Origin of the sequence: Aeribacillus sp. FSL W8-0870 (assembly GCF_037963755.1) — a bacterium.
Lineage (GTDB): Bacteria > Bacillota > Bacilli > Bacillales > Aeribacillaceae > Aeribacillus > Aeribacillus composti.
Genome location: NZ_CP150165.1, coordinates 654,295 through 673,135, shown reverse-complemented (window position 1 = coordinate 673,135; position 18,841 = coordinate 654,295). Strand labels below are relative to the sequence as shown.

Below are 18,841 nucleotides of genomic sequence, written 5' to 3'. Positions count from 1 at the left end.
CTCCTCAACCCTTAATGTAACCACATCTCAAATCTCCATACGCTTTAGGAACCCTAGCAAAAAAATTCCACAACACCATTTTAGATTATACCACAAGTAGCAGACGATCAGCGCAAACCTTTGCACCTTTTCACATAATATCTAATATTTTTTTATAGGTACTGTAAATGCTTTCGGAAAATTTTTGAATCGAATAATTTTTAGAAGCTTTTAAATAAAGCCTTTCACCAAATTCTTTCAATTTTCCCCGTTTTTTTAATGCAGAAGCTTCCATTATAGATCTTTTTAATTTTTCATGATCGCCGATCGGGACAATCCAGCCTAAGCTTTTATCGGAAATTAAATGGTGAACGCCGCCGACATTCGTTGTTATGACAGGTATTTTGGCTCTAGCCGCTTCTAAAATGACAAGCGGAAAACTTTCACTAAACGATGAAAGCAATAGTACATCTGCAATTGGCAAAATTCTCTCTACATCTTCTCTATAACCAAGAAAATGGACCCGGTTTTGCAACCCCTCTTTCACAACTTTTCGTTTCAACTCATTTTCTAACGAACCGCTTCCTATCAATAGCAGATGGCTTGACGGACAGCTTTGAAGCACCTGTTTAAATGCTTTAAATGCTATAAGGTGCCCCTTTATTTTTTCCAGCCGGGCAACCATCACAATCACAAAAGCATCTTTGCTTAAATTAAACTCCTCCCGCTTATAGGGTGGTTCCAGCGTTTTCGAAAAATCTATTCCATTGAAGATCGTTGTTATTTTTCTTTCTTCGATTTGTAAATCAATTAATATTTTTTTAAAACGTTCGGAAATCGCAAAAATATGATCAGCTCTGCGAAAGGAGAATATATTTAAATTTGAAAGCATTTTTCCGATAAACCCCTTGGCAATAAAATCTTGTCTTGGGTCACTATGAACAGTCACAATCCATTTACAGGGAGTGAATAAGCGTACTAGTGCCCCTATTACATTTGCTCTCGGACCGTGGGTATGATACATATCGATGTGATGCTCACGGATAAATTGTACGATATTTTTTACGATAGTAATATCACATTTCGTTTTTTGTGGAAATAAAACTGTCTTTATCCCCAATTCATTTGCTTTCTCAAGAAGCTTCCCTTCTTCAAAAACGCCTAGAATGAATTCGTCCCTATTGAATTCTTTCAATAATGACAAAATATGAACCATGCCTCCGCCTGTTTCATTTCCAGCATTTAAATGCAGGACTTTCATAAATTTAACCTCATCCTCACATTTTTTTTGAATTTTAACCATATAATTTTGATAAGAAACTGCGGCAATGCTATCATGCGCTTCCAACGGGAAGGTTGTTGAATGAGCCGATAAAGCCATTCAATATTTAATTTTTGCCATAAAACAGGTGCTCTTTTTACTTTTTCAGCCAAAACATCGAAACTGCCGCCAACACCAATAAAAACGCCTTTAGTAAACATTTGATAATATTTAGAAATCCACATTTCTTGTCTTGGAAAACCTAATGCAACCAAAATTAAGTCTGCATCCGAATGAAGAACTTTTTGTGCTATTTCTAGATCGTCCAATTGAAAATATCCATGATGATAACCGACTATTTGAATTTGCGGAAACCTTTCAGAAATTTTTTGAGCCGCCTTTTTTACAACTGCAACTTCTGCCCCAAGTAAAAAAATTTTTTTCTTCCGTTTGTTAATTTCACTTAACAAATCCATCATCAAATCAAAGCCAGCCACCCTCTCCGGCAAATAATCCCGTATTATCCGTGAAGCAATAATTATTCCAATTCCATCCGGTACGATATAATCTGCTGAAAGAACAGTTTTTTGATATTCAGCATCTTTTTGGGCATGCATAACAATTTCCGGATTGGCCGTCACAACAAAGCATTTTTCTTGATAATCCATTTTATCAATAAGCAATTTTGTTAATTCTTCTCTTTTAGTTTTTATAAAAGGTATTCCTAAAATGTTTACTTTTTCTTTCATAGTCATCCCCAAATTCTCATAACCCCTTCTTAGGAAAGTATAGGAATCATTTTATTCTTTTTTAACAAATCTTTTTCAATTGTACTTGATTATATATTTCAGAAACTTTCTTGGCTGCTTCAATATGCGAATATTCTCGTTCAATTTTTTCCCTTGCATGTTTAGCAAGATTTTGGCTTAATTGCGGATCTTTGAGCAATTTTATAATTGCTGCCGAAAGCTCCTCTGGATTTTTTTCTTCTACTAATAGACCATCCTTCTGATCATTAATTATTTCCTTCAATCCACCGACAGCTGAAGCTATGACGGGAGAACCAGATCCCATCGCTTCCAAGGCCGAAATCGATGTCGCCTCTTCTACTCCATAGGAGTGAACGCTGGGTATTAGCACAACATCAGCCGCGGAATAAAGCTGCATCATTTGGTCATGAGGAACAGAGCCTAGTAGCTGAACATGATGTTCTAATTGTAATTGTTGCACTTTTGTTGAAATATTTTCCATTTGCTCTCCTGTGCCAGCATAAACTAAAAACGTTTCTGGAAATATTTCTAATACATTAGGGAGTGCGAGTGTTGGATAAATGACCCCGTTTTTCTCCGTCAATCTTCGTGGTACAAATAAGATCTTCCTGTTTTCTGGAAGGCCCAAACGTTTTCGAACTTCTTGTTTATGATATAATTGCGGCTTAAATTCATTTGTATTGATAAAATTTTTTATAACGGTCGCTTTTTTATTTGTTTTATCAAAAATATATTGTTGAATTCTTGTGTCAACTGCTATTAAATGGTCCGCTTTTTCATATGCCTCCTTTTCAATCAGCTGAATATATTGATCTTCTTTACTATCCTTCAAAATTGCTCCCCTGCTGATCGCTTCATATGAAAAATATCCATGTACAGTCGCAACCGTTGGCATGTTTGTTTCAACAGCTGCAAGAGCAGCGTACACATCATGGCAATGGATGACGTCATAACGCTTTTTTGTTTTTTTCAATATCGATTTCAACATTTTTTTCCGTTGGCCATCATTGATCACCTGTCCTTTTCCTTTTTGAATCTTATTAAGTAAATATCCTGGCGCTTGTGCATAAATTTTTTTCAAAATGGGATTCATACTAGAAAATGACAATATATCGACGTTATGCCCAAGCTCTTCTAATCCATTTTTTAAAGTTAGAACATGTGTTGATAAACCACCCTCATGTGGAATGTCAAAAATTGTTGTCATTAAGATATTCATAACTCATCCCCTACATTTTTTGATTGAATGGAAGCGAAAATTTCCTGTGTTTGTTTAATAAGAAGCCCAAGACAATATAAAAATAAAGTGTAAATGTTTTATCTTCCAAAATATTGTAAAATACTGCGGCTGTTGCACCAACAATTAGAAATGCTAATACTATCCATTTTTCCATTTTTTCGCGATTACTGCGAATAATCGTTATGATTACCATTACAAAAAAAAGAAAGAAAAACAAAGCGCCAACTACACCTGATTGAACTAAAATTTGTATATATTGATTATCGGAGTAGATTGGATTTTGAATTCCATAAGCCTTTAAAATCGGAGAACCAAACGCCCATGAGGCTGAATCGCCGTAAGTTCCAAAGCCGGTTCCAATCAGCGGATGTTCTTTAAAAATTTCTATTCCCTTTTTAATAATAAAAATTCTGCCACCTTCTGTGCTTTTTGAAATGGTATCATCTGAAAACATGTCGAAATAACGATTCTCTTTATGTATCTTTTTCTGAGATTGCTCTGCCAGCTGCTTGTCATTAAAATAATTTTCTATATATTCAGCAGTATAAGCAGTCGGCAAAAATATGATAAACAATGCAGCCGCAATCACAATGGTTTGTGATTTCACTAATTTCCACTGACGTGTTGCAGCAATAAAAACAAGATAAGCAATTGCGAATGAAAGAATCGTACCTCTTGAATAGGTCAATAACACAACGCCAAAAATTAGCGTTGCGATCACATATAAAAGTGGTTTAAAACGATCAAACTTTTTGATTAAATAAAAAACCGAAAAAAATGAAATCATTAAATACGTCGCTAAAATGTTCGGATTTCCGGCAAGTCCATAAATGCGAATTCGGTTTGTTTCTGCCAAATCCATTTGAACCCACGCTTCTGGAAGAAGCAATGTGCGTAATGATAGCTTTTCAATTAAGCCATGAACAGATAAAACAGTTGCTAAACAGACAGTCACAAGAAAAAATTGGGCAATGTCTTTTTCAGTAATTTTCAATTCACTAATAATGAACATACATAAAAAAGTAAGTACGAATGCCCTGATTTGAAAAATAATGGAAGTTATCTCCACTCCTGTTATGAATGCTGAAACAACACCAATTAAACAAAAGAGAAGAAAAAAGACTGAAAATAAAAAAGTGCGTCCAAACCGTTCTTTATGTATGATAACTTTTTGTATGACAATAAGGAAAAATAACACACAAATGATTCCGTCCCCTAAATATTTCAATCCCGGGTTCATTTCAATTAAAAATGGGCGAATAGGGAAATAGATGATCAAAACAAAAATGGCAGATTTCCAATTTACCGAAATTAATGCAATAATGAGCAAGGAAATGAAATAGCCAATATATTGATTAGAGGTAAATAAAGCTGCTACCAATAATATTAGCGAAATCATGAACGACGAGTTCCTTAACCGTTCCATCATTATCACCCAATCATCATCTTTTCTAATTTATTATGTTTTAATACCAGTAATCATAACAAACCATTTTTAAGAAATTATTGATTTTTGCAAACAGAGTATTAAAATATCGTAAAGATTTCACCATTATTATTTCATTAGCAGCTTTTTAAAGCGGTTATATCCGTCTCGATAGAAAAAATATATGCCAATTGCATAGACAATAGCTGCAACTATAGAAATGACCAGCAGCTGAAATAATGAATAAACATTTTGTAAAAATGCCGCTCTTCTTATCAAAATAATAACGGCAGCCATCATTACACATGGAACTACAATCCTTACTAAAAGCTGCAAAAGTTTTTTTTGCTCGCTAACGTGAAATTGGCGATAAACGTAAATGATTGTCAAAGCAAGATAGTATAATGAAACAATGGAGCTCGATAAAGCTAAACCAATATATCCAAGTTTTATTGCAAAAAAATAATTTAAAATAACATTGAGCACTATTGTACTTACACTAACTATAAACAGAAATACTGTCTTTTCTTTTACATAGATCGCTTTAGAAACTACCGATTGTGTACCCTGTAATAAAATTAATGGTGCATAATAAATTAAGGCGGCAAACGTTTTTTTCGTATCCGCACTGGTAAATTCTCCTCTTTCATATACAAATGAAATGGCTAAATCCCCCAACAACATTACACCGATTGTTACAGGCAATAAAAATAGCACGGATGATTCAACGCCAAGAAATACGGTTCTCTCAAAGCTTCGATCGTCCTCTGACTTTTCAGACAAAATCGTAAATATAATGGCCGCAATCGTTGTGCTGAAAATAGTGAAGGGAATGCTTACAATTAATGAAGCATTGTTTAAATATGTGACAGCTCCGCTAATTGTACTTGTAGCAAAAATTTTGTCAACGAACATATTAATTTGACCGACTACCGAATTGGCGACTGAAGGGAGAAATAATACAATGATGCTTTTTCGAAATTGCCTCTCTATATTAAAAGTAAATGCCCAATGATAGCCATTTTTTTTTAAATAAAAAAATTGAATGAACACACCCAAAAGGGTACCGATAATAAATCCGTAAATTAAGCTGTAAATTTCTAATGCTTCCGATAATGTCAATGCAAATATTGCGGCAAACAACGTTGGCAGCAATTTTGATACATGAGCAGGAATAAAACTTCTTTTGCTTTGCAAATACGTATCCAAAATTCCGCTTAATACAATTAAACTTATAAAAGGCAGGAAAATCGCGGTTATTTTTACAGCTACATGTTCTGTTACTGCATTCATAGCCGGAAATAAAGTTTTCAAAATGATTGGATAGAAAGGAAATACAACAATCGATAAGCATAAAAAAAGGAAAACTGTATAATTTAATACAGCATTTGCATTTTGATCTGCTAATTGGCTATTTTTGTTCTTCTCTTTTATATATATTGGTAAAAAGGCATGATTAAATCCGCTAGAAATCATTGCTACGACTAATGTTATGAAAGAAAAAGCAATTAAATAGCCATCCGTATATTCATTTGCTCCAAACTCCTTGGCCATGATACTTTCTCTTAAAAAACCGGAAAGCTTCAAAACAATAGCCAAGATCGTTGACCAAATCGCCGCTTTTTTGAGTGTTGACATCATGACACCTTCTTTGCCATAAACATTTACAAAAAGTTTTCTTTCATGAGATAAATATTCCTTTTTGCTTCCTGCTGCAAATCTTGAATACTTTTTGTTAATTTCATTTTAACGTTTTGTTTCTCCATCAATATTGCCCGGAAGTTTTCCAGCAAGCGCTGCTTTTCAAGATTTTCCATTGAAAAAGAATAACACCACAATCCGGTTCTTTCCAGAAAGTTTTTTACCTTCGGATCATAACTTATTCCAATATGCGGTGTCCCCATTTTGGCGGCAAAGATAAGGAAATGAAGCCGCATACCAATCGCAATTTTGGCATGCCTAAAAAAATATAAATATTGATGCGGTTTAAAGTCAGTGCTCAAAATATAGCACTTATCACGGTTCTTCATTAAACCCATCACTTTTTCAGACTGTATCCTGTCATGTTCTCCCTCCATTGGAACAAAGACGGGCGTGAATTGATCCTTTTCAATTAATTCATCAAGCGCGTCCGCTAAAACTTGAAATGCCTGATGATGACGAAACCATGGACGAACTGAGACAGCAATAATTTTTTCTTTACCTGTTAACGGTAAACTTTTATAACAGGCATCATCCTGCTTTATTTTAAAAGCAAACACAATATCCGCCGTTACGACTGTTTTCGGCTTATTTATCCCCAATTTTATAAGCAAATCCTTTGAAAACTCATCCCTTACTGTTATAAAGTCTGCCATATTTGCAAATATTTTCATTAAAATTTTTGCCCATCGGGTTTCAATCGGCCCGATACCTTGGGAAAAAAACATTACCTTCGTTCCACACAGCTTCGCTAAAAACACAATTAATAAATAATATGGCAAAGGTCCAAATAAAAATTTTGTCGAATATGTATCCTGCAAAAGCCCTCCGCCTCCACTTAACAATAGATCAGCCTCGCGAAGTGTCTGAATCTTTTTTAGAAAATCACGACGCCAGCCTCTATATATACTTTTTACTTGATGCTTCCGTGAGGTCTCTTCAGGGGACAGTGAAAAAACAGTTATATTAATCGGATCAATTTCCTCCCTTAAATTATCGATCATTGATTCCAATATAGCTTCATCTCCCGTATTCCCCGCACCGAAAAACCCTGATATCACGACCTTCAAACACAACCCCTCCAAAAATGTGAATATTTATGTGCTGATATGATATTATTTTACAATTGAAGAAAGCTCAAAATATGGGATTTAAAAAATTTTTACAATAAATTAATATTAACGCAAACAATTATGATTCATTATTTCCTTTCAAAATTAATGGTAACCTCATTTAATAAACAAAACCCTTAAAAAGTTAACTATCAGTTAGTTTATCTTTAATTATTTTTCGAATCTAAAAATAATGAATAAATTAAAAAAATCCCCTTACTAGGAATTTTCACAACCTAGAAAGGGAATTCTTTATAAAGAATACTGTCGAGTTTACAATTTCGATTAGCCCACAACCTGAAAGTTGCCAACATGCAACATCTGCTTTCAAGTAAAATCTATAATTACAAGCGTCAGTGAAGAAAAACAACTCATTTATCTTCACTGATTTCATTTTAGGGCTTATCGGACAGTACTTTGAACCACTTACCTCTTTATGAAAGATTCATGTATCCAAACTATTTTTCCATCTAACCTTCCGCGATACCATGTGTTTTTCCCAACAGTTTCAGTCAAATGTACTTCGAAAGCCTTTCCTTTATATTGGGAAAGATTTTCATAGACTAAATCTTTCTTTCCACCCCAAGCCTTGCTATAGGCGCTACCGATTCCTTTGATCGTAAACAATTTTGCTTGTTTGTCTACTGCTTTGTGGGTATTTACAGACATATTTTTTGCTTGTACCCATCCGACTATACCATTTATACTGCTTGGCTCTAAACTAATTAAATAATACAAATCTCCATTAAAGGTCGCTTGTTTTTTAATATAGTATACTCGGTTGGTATACTCTACGCCTGAAGTAATGGCTGTCGATGGATCACCTAATGTTTTGTAAATTTTCACTTGTCGTGTCCGAATATGCCCTAGCTTGCTTGTAGTTCTTGTAGCAGCTAGGTTGACCGAGTGAATCCATACTTTTTTATTATCTAAAAGACCTCTGTACCAAGTGTTGTTACCAACTTTTTCTGTAAGGTCAACTTTGAATTCTTTTCCCTTATAATCTGATAAGTCTGTATAAACAATATTTTTCTTACCACCCCAAGCTTTATTATAAGCACTACCAGTCCCTATGATTGTAAACAATTTTGCTTGTTTGTCTACTGTTTTGTGGGTATTTATGGAAACATTTTCTGCTTTTACCCATCCGACTACACCATTGGAGCTGCTCGGTTTTAGACTAAGCAAATAGTACACTTGGCCATTCACAGACGCCTGTTTTTTAATATAGTACACTTGATTAGTATATTCTGCACCTGATGTAATGGCTGTCGATGGATCACCTAATGTTTTATAAATTTTCACTTGTCGTGTCCGAATATGCCCTAGCTTGCTGGTGGCTGTTTCTTGGGCTTTTGTCACATAACTTGAATGAATAAATACCGTTTTGCCGTTTAATGTTCCGCGGTACCAAACATTCTTTCCTACATTTTCCGTCAAATGGACACGGAAAACCTGATCTGTAAATTGGGAAAGATTTTCATAGACTAAATCTTTCTTTCCACCCCAAGCTTTCCGATAAGCGCTGCCGGTTCCTTTGAGATAATAGGTTTTTCCCTGTTTATCCACTGTTTTATGACTGTTAACCGCCATGTTTTCTGCCCTTACCCAGCCAACTACTCCTGATGTACTGCTTGGGTTTAAACTTATCAAATAGTATTTTTGACCAGTGACAATTGCTTGCTTTTTAATATAATACACTTGGTTTGTATATTGTGATCCAGCTTTAAAACTTGATGTACTATCCCCTATTTTTTTGTGAATTTGCACATTACTATTGCGGATATGTCCGAGCAGGCTTGTTGCATATTGTTTAGATAAATAATTTGATTGGATCCATATTTGTTTACCATTTAAACTTCCTCTGAACCAAATCGTGTTTCCAACTTTTTCTGTTAAATTGACGACAAATTGTTTCCCTTCAAATGCAGATAACGTATTATATATGATATTTTTTTGGCCTCCCCAAGCCTTATTATAAGCTTTGCCTGCACCTGTAACTACAAACTCCTGTTTATTATTTTTAATGCCCACATGTTCTTGAACAGTTAGATCTTGTGCCTTGACCCAACCCACTAATCCTTCTCGATTACTTGGTTTTAAACTCAATAAGTAATATTTTATTCCATTTAAGCTGCTTTCTTGTTTAATATAGTAAACTTGATTTGTATATTTTTCTCCAGCAACCATATAATTTGCTGGATTAAGTGGATTAGGGTAGATACGCACGTTTCGTGATCGAATATGTCCTAGTTTGCTAGTATATTGCTTTCTCTTTGCAGTTAGCTCATTATACTTTTGTTTAACAAGTGTTACAAATTGATTCCAATTATATCCCCACTTTTGAAAATATCCATGGGGATCAACATGATCCGTACCGCCTAAATGGATGCTGACTGCTCTGTGTGACCATAATGTTCCCTGGCCAGCGGTTTCAGCACTTGTAACACCTAAATTATATCTATATAAGATATTTGCAATGTAGCTAGCATAGTTATTAATAGATCTAGCAAACTGATCAAAGGTCTTAACTCTTACTAATTCTACGTGAACAAAGCGAGGATTGGCATATTTTCCTGCACCCCAAGCCTTTAAGTCAGTTGGATGAATTTCAATAATTCTTGAATGGTCAACAAAAGCATGGACAAATGCATTATTATAGTGTCTTACCATATAATTAATTTCATTTGTTATTGACGAATTATCATTTGCCGTTTCATGAGCCACTACGCCTTCTACTCGACCATAGCCATAACGATAATTCATTTTAGGAAATATCATGATATGATTATATTCTGTTCTAGCTACAGGTAATTTTTTCGAATTAATGTAACGATTGACGTCTGGATAGCTTTTAGCTTCTGCATAAGATGGAGCTATAAAACTAAAAATAATTACAATAAAAATTGAAAAGAATGCTATAACAAAATTCTTCATATTACCTCCTACTTCCCAAACTTTTACTCTATATTATTTTATCGGCCAATTTTCCCAAAAATAAAGAACTAAAAAAAGGGGCTGTCCGATAAGTCCCTAAAATGAAGCAAGTGGAGAAAAACAATTCGTTTCTCTCCACTTGCTTTTATATTTTTTCGATTTTTATCTGAAAGTAGCTGGCGGATGCCGGCTACTTTCAGTATGTTGTGGGCTAATGCCACAATCCCAAACTCAACATGTACCTTGTCGAGGCCCCGCAAAGAAAATCTGCGGAACGACCGATTGCCCTTGATGTGACCGAACACACTTTCTGCCTCGACTTTGCGTCGAGCGTAGATGGCGGCTTTCTCTTCACATTCAAGGGCTGTTTTGGCCTTTGCTTTCATTTCTTCGAAGATGGGATTCCAGTGAACTTGACGATTTCCCTTCGCTTTTGTGCATTTCGCTTTCAATGGGCAATCGGTACAATCTTCACATTCGTATATTTTGAAGCTTTGTTCATAGCCAGATGGATTCTTTTTGTTTTGGTATTTTTTAAACGTTACTCTCCTTCCATTCGGGCAAATAAAACAATCATCCTCTTCACAATAGGTCCAGTTTTTGGCATTTTTAATGTCTTTTTTGTATGTACGTGTTTGTTCTTTTACATAGCTCCCATAAGGAATTAGAAACTCAAAACGGGGCTCTTTCTCATCACCAACTGCATATACATAGTTTTCTTCACTACCATAGCCTGCATCCGCAATGACCGTTTTGGGCATCGGTAATGAACTGGAGGCTAGCTTCTCCATATGTGGGATAAAGCAACGTGTATCGGTCGGTCGTTGATGAATGGTATAAAACAAGATAAACTGATTCTCTGTCCCCATTTGCACGTTGTATCCGGGCTTGAGCTGACCGTTTTTCATATGGTCTTCTTTCATGCGCATGAAGGTTGCGTCTTTGTCTGTTTTCGAGTAGCTGTTACGGTCACCGAACATTTCCTTTTGTTCCTTGTATCTTGCCATTCGGGGCAGGAAATCTTCCCGAATTTGTTTCACCGATTTCTTTAATTGACTGCGTTTTTTTCGCTTCTCTTTCCGAATGGATGTATCGGTCTCCTTTTCGATTTCTTCCGTTAGCGTTTCAACTTTTTCTTCTATTTCTTTTGCGATTTCCTCCAGGTTTTGTTCGGTGATCTCTGTATGTTGATCGCTTTCCTTTTGCCCTGTTCCGGCTTCTAATTGGGTTAATTCATGAATGTGCTTTAGTGTTTCTTGGATTTTTTCTTTTAATTTCTCTTCGAATTTCAAAGTGGATTTTTTCCACACAAAAGAATACTTATTGGCATTGGCTTCGATCTTAGTGCCATCCAAAAAGTAGTTTTCCATCGTGATGTAATGTTCTTTTATCAATTTGAGAATCATGACTTCAAAGAGCTCATCCATGAAAGCTTTCATCCGTTCCCCTCGGAACTCATTAATGGTGCGAAAATCTGGTTGTTGCATCGCTGAAAGCCACATGGCAGGAATATTTTCTTTAACGAGTTTTTCGATTCCTCGGCAGGAATAAACCTTTTGAGAATAAGCATACAGAATGATTTTCAGCATCATTTTGGGATGATAGGAACTTCTGCCGCCGCCTTTATAATGAGAAAACAATTGTTTATCTGGTATCGCCTCCACCATTTCGTCCACGACACGTGCCACGTGATGTTCGGGTATAAGAGATTCAATATCATAAATCATTTGAACTTGACGGTTGTCATATGGTTTGAAAGTAGGGGCTAAATTTCTTTTGGCAGGAGTTTTTTCTTCTTTTCCATCTAGAGGAAGTGTCATTTGTGTGTTATAATTTTCACGAGTAATCATTTGATTGCTCATAAAAAATCGTCCTTTCTGTAATGTTGTGTGGTAACTTCATTTTACTAGAAAGGACGATTTTTTTGTGCATTTTTTTTAAAAAGTGAAAAAATGAGGGGCTCCAAAAAGTCAGTTACCCTGACTTTTTGGACAGCCCCTTTTTTATCACTTATTTTTTATACTCCGGTATTTCAAGAACCAAAGTATACGAATCTAGTAATTTGTACATATTTTACATACTAGCTGTTTGTTTATATGCCCAACCGATATCTGTAGCATATTGCTTTCCGTATCTTTTGTTTACATCAGCAAAATCAGGATCCCATCGCATTTTATATAAAGTGTCCCGCCCATCGTAAACATACTTTTAAGCAATAAACTTCGCACCGCATTTTATTTATAACATTTTGTTAATAATAATGTTCTTCAAACATTCACTGGAGCACTTCATGAGTTTCGGCAAATCCTCGCAACTTTCGTCTTGCCCATTTCTCGATAAAAATCTTGAATGGTCAAATACAGCGGCTTCTAAGCTGCTAAACTGTTCATGACACTTCCGAATCTCTTTGATCAAACTTTCACACATATAAAAAGGTGTGCACCCAAACAATTGACATAGAACCTATTAAAAACATCCGTTGTCTAAGACAACGGATGTTGAATAAATTTGTTTTATTAGCTTTTTCGTTCAGAATTTGTACTCTCATTTAATCAATACCACTGTTACAAAGTAATTTTTTCCTTTTCAAACAATTCTTTAATAAACTGTGTAATCTGTGGCTTTAATTCCTTATCCCTTAAAGCAAATTGTAATGTCGTTTTTACAAATCCAATTTTCTCACCGACATCATATCGTTCACCTTCAAAATCATATGCAAACACACGCTGAATTTTGTTCAGATCTTGAATGGCATCAGTTAACTGAATTTCTCCTCCTGCTCCGACTTTTTGCTTATCTAAAAAATGAAAGATTTCAGGTGTTAGCACGTATCGTCCCAAAATAGCTAAGTTTGATGGTGCTGTACCTGGTTCAGGTTTTTCTACAAAGTTTTTTACTTGATATAGTCTTCCATCATTGGATAATGGATCAATTATCCCATATCTGTAAGTTTCATCCTCAGGAACTTGTTGAACTCCAATAATGGACGAAAAAGTTTGATTATATTGATCAATCAATTGTTTGAGCGCAGGAACATCATTTTGGACAATATCATCACCAAGGAGAACGGCAAATGGTTCATCACCAATGAAATTACGAGCACACCAAACCGCATGCCCTAAGCCTTTTGGCTCTTTTTGGCGGATATAATGTATGTTAGCAAGATTCGATGAATACCGAACTTTTTCCAACAAGTCATATTTTCCTTTTTCCTCCAAACTGCGTTCCAATTCCAAAGCATTATCAAAATGATCCTCAATAGCCCTTTTAGTTTTACCTGTAACAATGATAATATCTTCAATACCAGATGCTACCGCTTCCTCGACAATATATTGAATCGTCGGCTTATCCAAAATAGGTAACATTTCTTTTGGCATTGCCTTTGTAGCTGGCAGGAATCGTGTTCCCAAACCAGCTGCCGGTATAATTGCTTTTCGTACTCTTTTCAAAATGAATGCCTCCCTCTATATACTTTAATTTTCTCCCGAATACTCCCGTCTTCTCTAAATTTCATTGACACCTAATAGTTGATCCACCGAAAATCATGGTGATAAATTGAATTTCTTTAAATTCCTTACAGATGGGGGACATCCTATCAACCAAACTGGTATTGTTTAGTAATAACAGTTATGACCGTGCGCAAAATCTCCACTCATCTCACGGTCGCTAACCCTCCCATGTATCACCGGATTGAGATCCATACATTCCTTCGTCCTGCGTATCCATGAGGTGGAGGTCGGATAAGCTCCTCGGCTGGGTCATAAGCCCGTATGGTAAAAATAAACTCCGACTCGGCACTATTGGTGTTTGTCTTTAGAAATACTTGAAGTATTCGATCGTAATTTAGTTAATATGTTGGTTAATAAATCGGTTTAAGCAACTTGTAAGGTAATTTGAGGTAACCCTCGCAATAATTTTGAACCATCAAATTCACACTGTTTTTGACCAATGACAAATAAGACACGTAATAGCTTACAACACAAAGCAATGAGGGACTGTTGCTTTTTTAAAGGCCTTTCAGATCGTTTTGTATAGTATTGATGTAAAGCTTTAAAAGTTGGATTATGGGCAACGAGTGGCCGAATCGCTAAGTACATAGCTTTACGCAGCCTGCTTCGTCCCCGTTTCGTTATTCTGGTTTGTCCTTTAAATGTTCCAGAACTATGCTCACGTAATGAAAGGCCTGCCAGATTAACTAATTGCTGAGGGTGACTGTACTTTGTGAGATCACCCACTTCAGCGAAGAATAGAGCGACTGTTGTAACACCTAACCCAGGAATATTCATCATTTGCTTAGCACCTGGGATCGTTTCTACAAGAGCTTCTAGCTCCTGATCCAACTCTTCCAACTGCGTTTGATAAAGCTCATATTGGTCAATCAGATATTCCATTTCACGTTTGGTAAACTGAATCCCGATTTGAATTCCAATGCTCTTTTTGGCCGTTTCTACTAGTTTCGTTGCTCGCTTCATTCCAACTGCTCGTTGTACAAATGGCTTCCATTTTGAGAGAACCTCTTCAGGTGTCATTTCTTTCATTTGAGAAGGAAATGGAAACAGTTTTAGCGTGCAAAGAGCTGCTTTTCCTTTCCAATCTCCGAAAACATCGAAAAACTCCGGAAAATAACGTTGAATCAAATTTTGAATACGTCCTTCTGTGATGGCAAGCTGTTGAGTGAGCTGATCTCTTATTTTGACGCCTTCTCTTAGTTCCGCGTAAATACCGTCCTAAGAGATTTGGTACGGAGTATCGGCCGTCTTTTATCAGCTGTGCAATCACTCTGGCGTCTTTTGTATCGTTTTTTGTTGGAGAGTTGTCATCAAGCTCTTTGCTTTTCTTTACATGCATCGGATTGACTAGCACAAAGTCATAGCCCTTTGCGGTAAGAAAATAAGCGAGATTTAACCAGTAAGGTCCGGTTGGTTCAACCCCAAAAATCACATGGTTCTTATCATTTTCTTGTTGGTGTCGATTCACCCAATCTAAAAGCATTTGGAAACCATGTATGCGATTTTCAAAGATCAAGCGTTTTCCAAATTCAATTCCTCGATCGTCTTGTGCCCGTGCCACGTGTTTGTCTTTGGCAATATCAATGCCGATTATTAATGTTGATGGTGTGATTTGCGAGATTTTTCGATTTTGAGTATAATTCATTATTGAGTCCTCCTTGGTAACTTATTAATTCGGGGGCAATGCATTGACACCCTGTACTATACCAAGAGGGCTCTTTTTGTTTCAAACCTCAAATTTCTTCATTACAGGAATGCTCCTTGAATAATATAAAAATTGATTTTCTTCAATAATCTTTTTGACGATTTTTAAATTAGAGATTTTAGTATTTGCAATAATTTTACAATAATTGAATTTTTTTAATTTATTTATGTTAATTTCATTAAAACCTCTCGTTGCTTTTCATATGCAGCAGCCATATATGCTTCTCTTTCATCTTTATTTTTCTTTTTCCATTCTTTAATAAAATTTTCATATTTCGGAATAACCTCATTAATTGACCCAAAGTCTTTTACCATACCATATTCCAGCCATAACGCTTTATCACAAAACTCTTTCATTTGGCCTATTGAATGGCTAACGAAAATCATGGTTTTTCCCATTTCTTTAAATTCCTTCATCTTCGCCAAGCTTTTCTCAGCAAAGGCTTTATCTCCGACAGATAAGGCCTCATCAATTATTAATATGTCAGGATTGACAGTAACACTAATAGCGAAACCAAGTCGAGATTTCATCCCGCTTGAATAAGACTTAACTGGTTGATCAATAAATTTCTCTAACTCGGAAAACTCAATAATCTTTGGTTCCATTTCTTTAATTTCTTCTTTGCTAAAACCGAGCATTAAACATTTTAATTCAATATTGTCTCTGCCTGTTAAATCATTTTTTAAACCAGCATTTACCGCAATTAAAGACGCTTCACCATTTACTTGTATAGTTCCAAATGTTTGAGGAACTATACCAGCAATTATATTAGACAATGTCGATTTTCCCGAACCGTTAATCCCTAAAAAACCAATAACATCACCTTTATCTGCTTCAAAACTGACATCTGCTAGTGCATAAAAATCTTCTCCATAGCTTTTTGGAAAAATCAAATCCAAAATTCTTTCCCTATTGTTGTGATATAGTTTATATTTTTTTGTTATATTTCTTGCAATAATTGCCTTTTCCATAATTCTCACAAACCTTTATAATTTATAAATAGTCAATAAAATGTGATCTAAATTTCACATGTATTCTAGAACCGAAAAGAAATAGGACTATGACTACTCCCCAGAAATAAAACGTATATTCCCAATTCGTAATAAAATACCATTCTGTTCCAAATAAAGATACACGATAACCTTCAGTTAAATAATAAAGCGGGTTTAACTTTATAATAGTCACTAATATATCATTTTCTATAAAAGAGGAGATTGGCCAAAGGACAGGAGTTAAATATAGAAACATTCGTAATATTGCATTTAAAAACATATGCACATCTCTTATAATTGTCGACAGGGTCGATGTTATTAACGAGATGGAAAAAGTCAAACAAAAGGTAGCAAAAATAAAATATAGTAATTGTAAATAATAAATATTAATATAATATCCCATAAAATTTAGGATAATTATTGCTATAAGCATCATAAATAAATGTACGTAAAATTGAGAAAAGATAACAAAATTAGGGATAACGCTTATCGGAAAATTCATTTTCGATAGCATTTGCAACCTAGAATAAATTGATTTTGAACCTTGAATCGTTGCCTGATAAAAGAAATTCCACAAAATAAAACCAACAATCAGCCAAGCAATATAGGAAACATCCTGGCCCTCCATTATCTTAACATTAGCTCGTTTATTAATCGCTCCAAACACAAACCAATAAATTAAAATTTGTATGGTTGGGTTAAGTACCTCCCATGCCATTCCTAAATAATTGCTTTTGTTTTTGCTTTTTAATTCGTATAACGAGAGTCTTCTAATCAAGTAAAAATGTTTCAATTGCTCTTTTATTACAGTAATTACAGAGTTCATATAGATACCCTTCCAAGTTCACATTAAATTTTTGATAATTAATCATTATGCTTTTAGCATTATACTAATAATACTTCTAAAAAACAATAAAAGATTAATCAACAATATGTGGAAAGATAAAAGGTAGGTCAATGCTATCGATATAATTGAGAGCAAAACAACCTACCTCCTTTTTTAAAATCACCAAAAAACTTTTACAAATTAATATTATATGTTCTTTGCTTTAGTTACTTCTTCTAATAGAAGATCCCATTTACCGCCAATCTCTTCAAAGGAATATCTTTTTACACTTTCCCTGCCATTCATTCCTATTTTTTTCCGTAATTCCTTGTCTTCAATAAGCTGATTAATTCGTTCAGCAAATTTATCAATATCTCCTTCTGGAACTAGAATCCCATCTTTTTCATTTTCAATAATTTCCCTTGGCCCTGAACAAGCAAAACAAACACAAGGCAAACCGACAGACATAGCTTCTACAATTACCATACCAAATGATTCATTTCTTGAACTTAAAGCGTAGATCGATGCATTTGCCATTTCGTTTAAAATATCATTTGTTTTAGGCAGTAGTAAGACATTATTTGATAAGTTATATTTCTGTATAAGTTCAATCATATTGCTTCTTTCTACTCCCTGACCGAATATCTTTAGTTTCCAATCAGGATGTTTTTTTACGACTTTATTGAAAGCTTCTATAAGTAAATCAAACCCCTTTTCATGCACAAAACGCCCAGCTGAAATAATTACTTTGTTTGTATGATTGGAATAAAATTCTGGAATCTCTGTAGCATTTTCTATCTTAACAATTTTCACTTCTCCATTTGGAAATATTCTTTTATAATCATTAACCTCATTCTCTGATAAACAAGAAATAGCATCAAGTTTGCCGTAATATTTTTTTATTTTATTTTGTATGCTTTTATTATAAATAGCAAACTGTTTGTGTTCTTGGCCTATTTTAATGATATTTTTATTAGCAAATTTAACTGATAATACATTAAAAGAAGGAATTGTTGTAACTAAAATACCACTTTTCACATTTTTAATTGCTCTCAATAATTTAATATCTGTAAACAAATTAAACATGTGGTACAAGTCCTCAGACTTATCTATAAGTACGCTTGGTATTTTTAGTAAAGTACTCTTTACTATTCTTTTATATATTGGGAGTGGTTTGCTATTTTTCCCGGGTCTTCGAGCGTCCAACAAATATTTTATTCTTATCCTACTGTCAATGTAAAATAAAGGCTTTTTACTAGTTTTTCTAACACTTATTATTTCGACTTTATATCCTTTTTTAACTAAAAAGTTTGCTGTATTAACAACTGTTCTTACCGTTCCGCCCATACCAAAAATGTTATAGGTCAAAAATGTAATTTTCAA

The 18,841-nt window shown here is 34.7% G+C and carries 12 protein-coding genes and 1 pseudogene; all 13 read right to left on the bottom strand.

Annotation, left to right across the window (positions count from 1 at the left end):
* Window positions 1-130 precede the first annotated feature (130 nt).
* The 13 genes and pseudogenes from NSU02_RS03340 to NSU02_RS03280 all read right to left on the bottom strand — a co-directional run bounded on the left by NSU02_RS03340 (window position 131) and on the right by NSU02_RS03280 (window position 18,841).
* Entirely contained in the window at window positions 131-1,240 is a 1,110-nt protein-coding gene (locus tag NSU02_RS03340) for a glycosyltransferase family 4 protein (RefSeq protein WP_066246874.1), read from the bottom strand.
* Complete coding sequence (locus tag NSU02_RS03335; protein WP_144597240.1) at window positions 1,237-1,989, bottom strand: WecB/TagA/CpsF family glycosyltransferase; 753 nt, start codon at window positions 1,987-1,989, stop codon at window positions 1,237-1,239. The genes NSU02_RS03340 and NSU02_RS03335 overlap by 4 nt, the downstream gene beginning before the upstream one ends.
* 61 nt (window positions 1,990-2,050) lie before the next feature.
* Window positions 2,051-3,229, bottom strand: coding sequence for a glycosyltransferase family 4 protein (locus NSU02_RS03330; RefSeq protein WP_144597238.1), 1,179 nt, complete (start codon window positions 3,227-3,229; stop codon window positions 2,051-2,053).
* A gap of 10 nt (window positions 3,230-3,239) precedes the next feature.
* A complete protein-coding gene (locus NSU02_RS03325) occupies window positions 3,240-4,649 on the bottom strand; it encodes an O-antigen ligase family protein (RefSeq protein WP_339194218.1) in 1,410 nt (469 codons plus the stop codon).
* Between the two features lie 156 nt (window positions 4,650-4,805).
* Window positions 4,806-6,317, bottom strand: coding sequence for a lipid II flippase MurJ (locus tag NSU02_RS03320; RefSeq protein ID WP_339194217.1), 1,512 nt, complete (start codon window positions 6,315-6,317; stop codon window positions 4,806-4,808).
* Between the two features lie 23 nt (window positions 6,318-6,340).
* Window positions 6,341-7,438 (bottom strand): polysaccharide pyruvyl transferase CsaB, encoded by a 1,098-nt coding sequence (gene csaB, locus NSU02_RS03315; protein ID WP_339195657.1) that lies wholly within the window; start codon window positions 7,436-7,438, stop codon window positions 6,341-6,343.
* A 477-nt stretch (window positions 7,439-7,915) separates the two neighbouring features.
* Entirely contained in the window at window positions 7,916-10,426 is a 2,511-nt protein-coding gene (locus NSU02_RS03310; RefSeq protein WP_339194216.1) for a GW dipeptide domain-containing protein, read from the bottom strand.
* A gap of 68 nt (window positions 10,427-10,494) precedes the next feature.
* A complete protein-coding gene (locus NSU02_RS03305) occupies window positions 10,495-12,288 on the bottom strand; it encodes an IS1182 family transposase (protein ID WP_339194215.1) in 1,794 nt (597 codons plus the stop codon).
* A 702-nt stretch (window positions 12,289-12,990) separates the two neighbouring features.
* Entirely contained in the window at window positions 12,991-13,875 is an 885-nt protein-coding gene (galU, locus tag NSU02_RS03300) for a UTP--glucose-1-phosphate uridylyltransferase GalU (RefSeq protein ID WP_339194214.1), read from the bottom strand.
* Between the two features lie 423 nt (window positions 13,876-14,298).
* A pseudogene (locus tag NSU02_RS03295) lies at window positions 14,299-15,580 on the bottom strand (IS110 family transposase).
* 224 nt (window positions 15,581-15,804) lie between these two features.
* A complete protein-coding gene (gene tagH, locus NSU02_RS03290; RefSeq protein WP_339194213.1) occupies window positions 15,805-16,611 on the bottom strand; it encodes a teichoic acids export ABC transporter ATP-binding subunit TagH in 807 nt (268 codons plus the stop codon).
* A gap of 22 nt (window positions 16,612-16,633) precedes the next feature.
* On the bottom strand, window positions 16,634-17,458 hold the full coding sequence (locus NSU02_RS03285; RefSeq protein ID WP_339194212.1) for an ABC transporter permease: 825 nt from the start codon (window positions 17,456-17,458) through the stop codon (window positions 16,634-16,636).
* Window positions 17,459-17,665: 207 nt separating this feature from the next.
* The gene (locus NSU02_RS03280) at window positions 17,666-18,841 is read right to left on the bottom strand and encodes a glycosyltransferase family 4 protein (RefSeq protein WP_339194211.1); all 1,176 of its coding nucleotides are present in this window, start codon (window positions 18,839-18,841) and stop codon (window positions 17,666-17,668) included.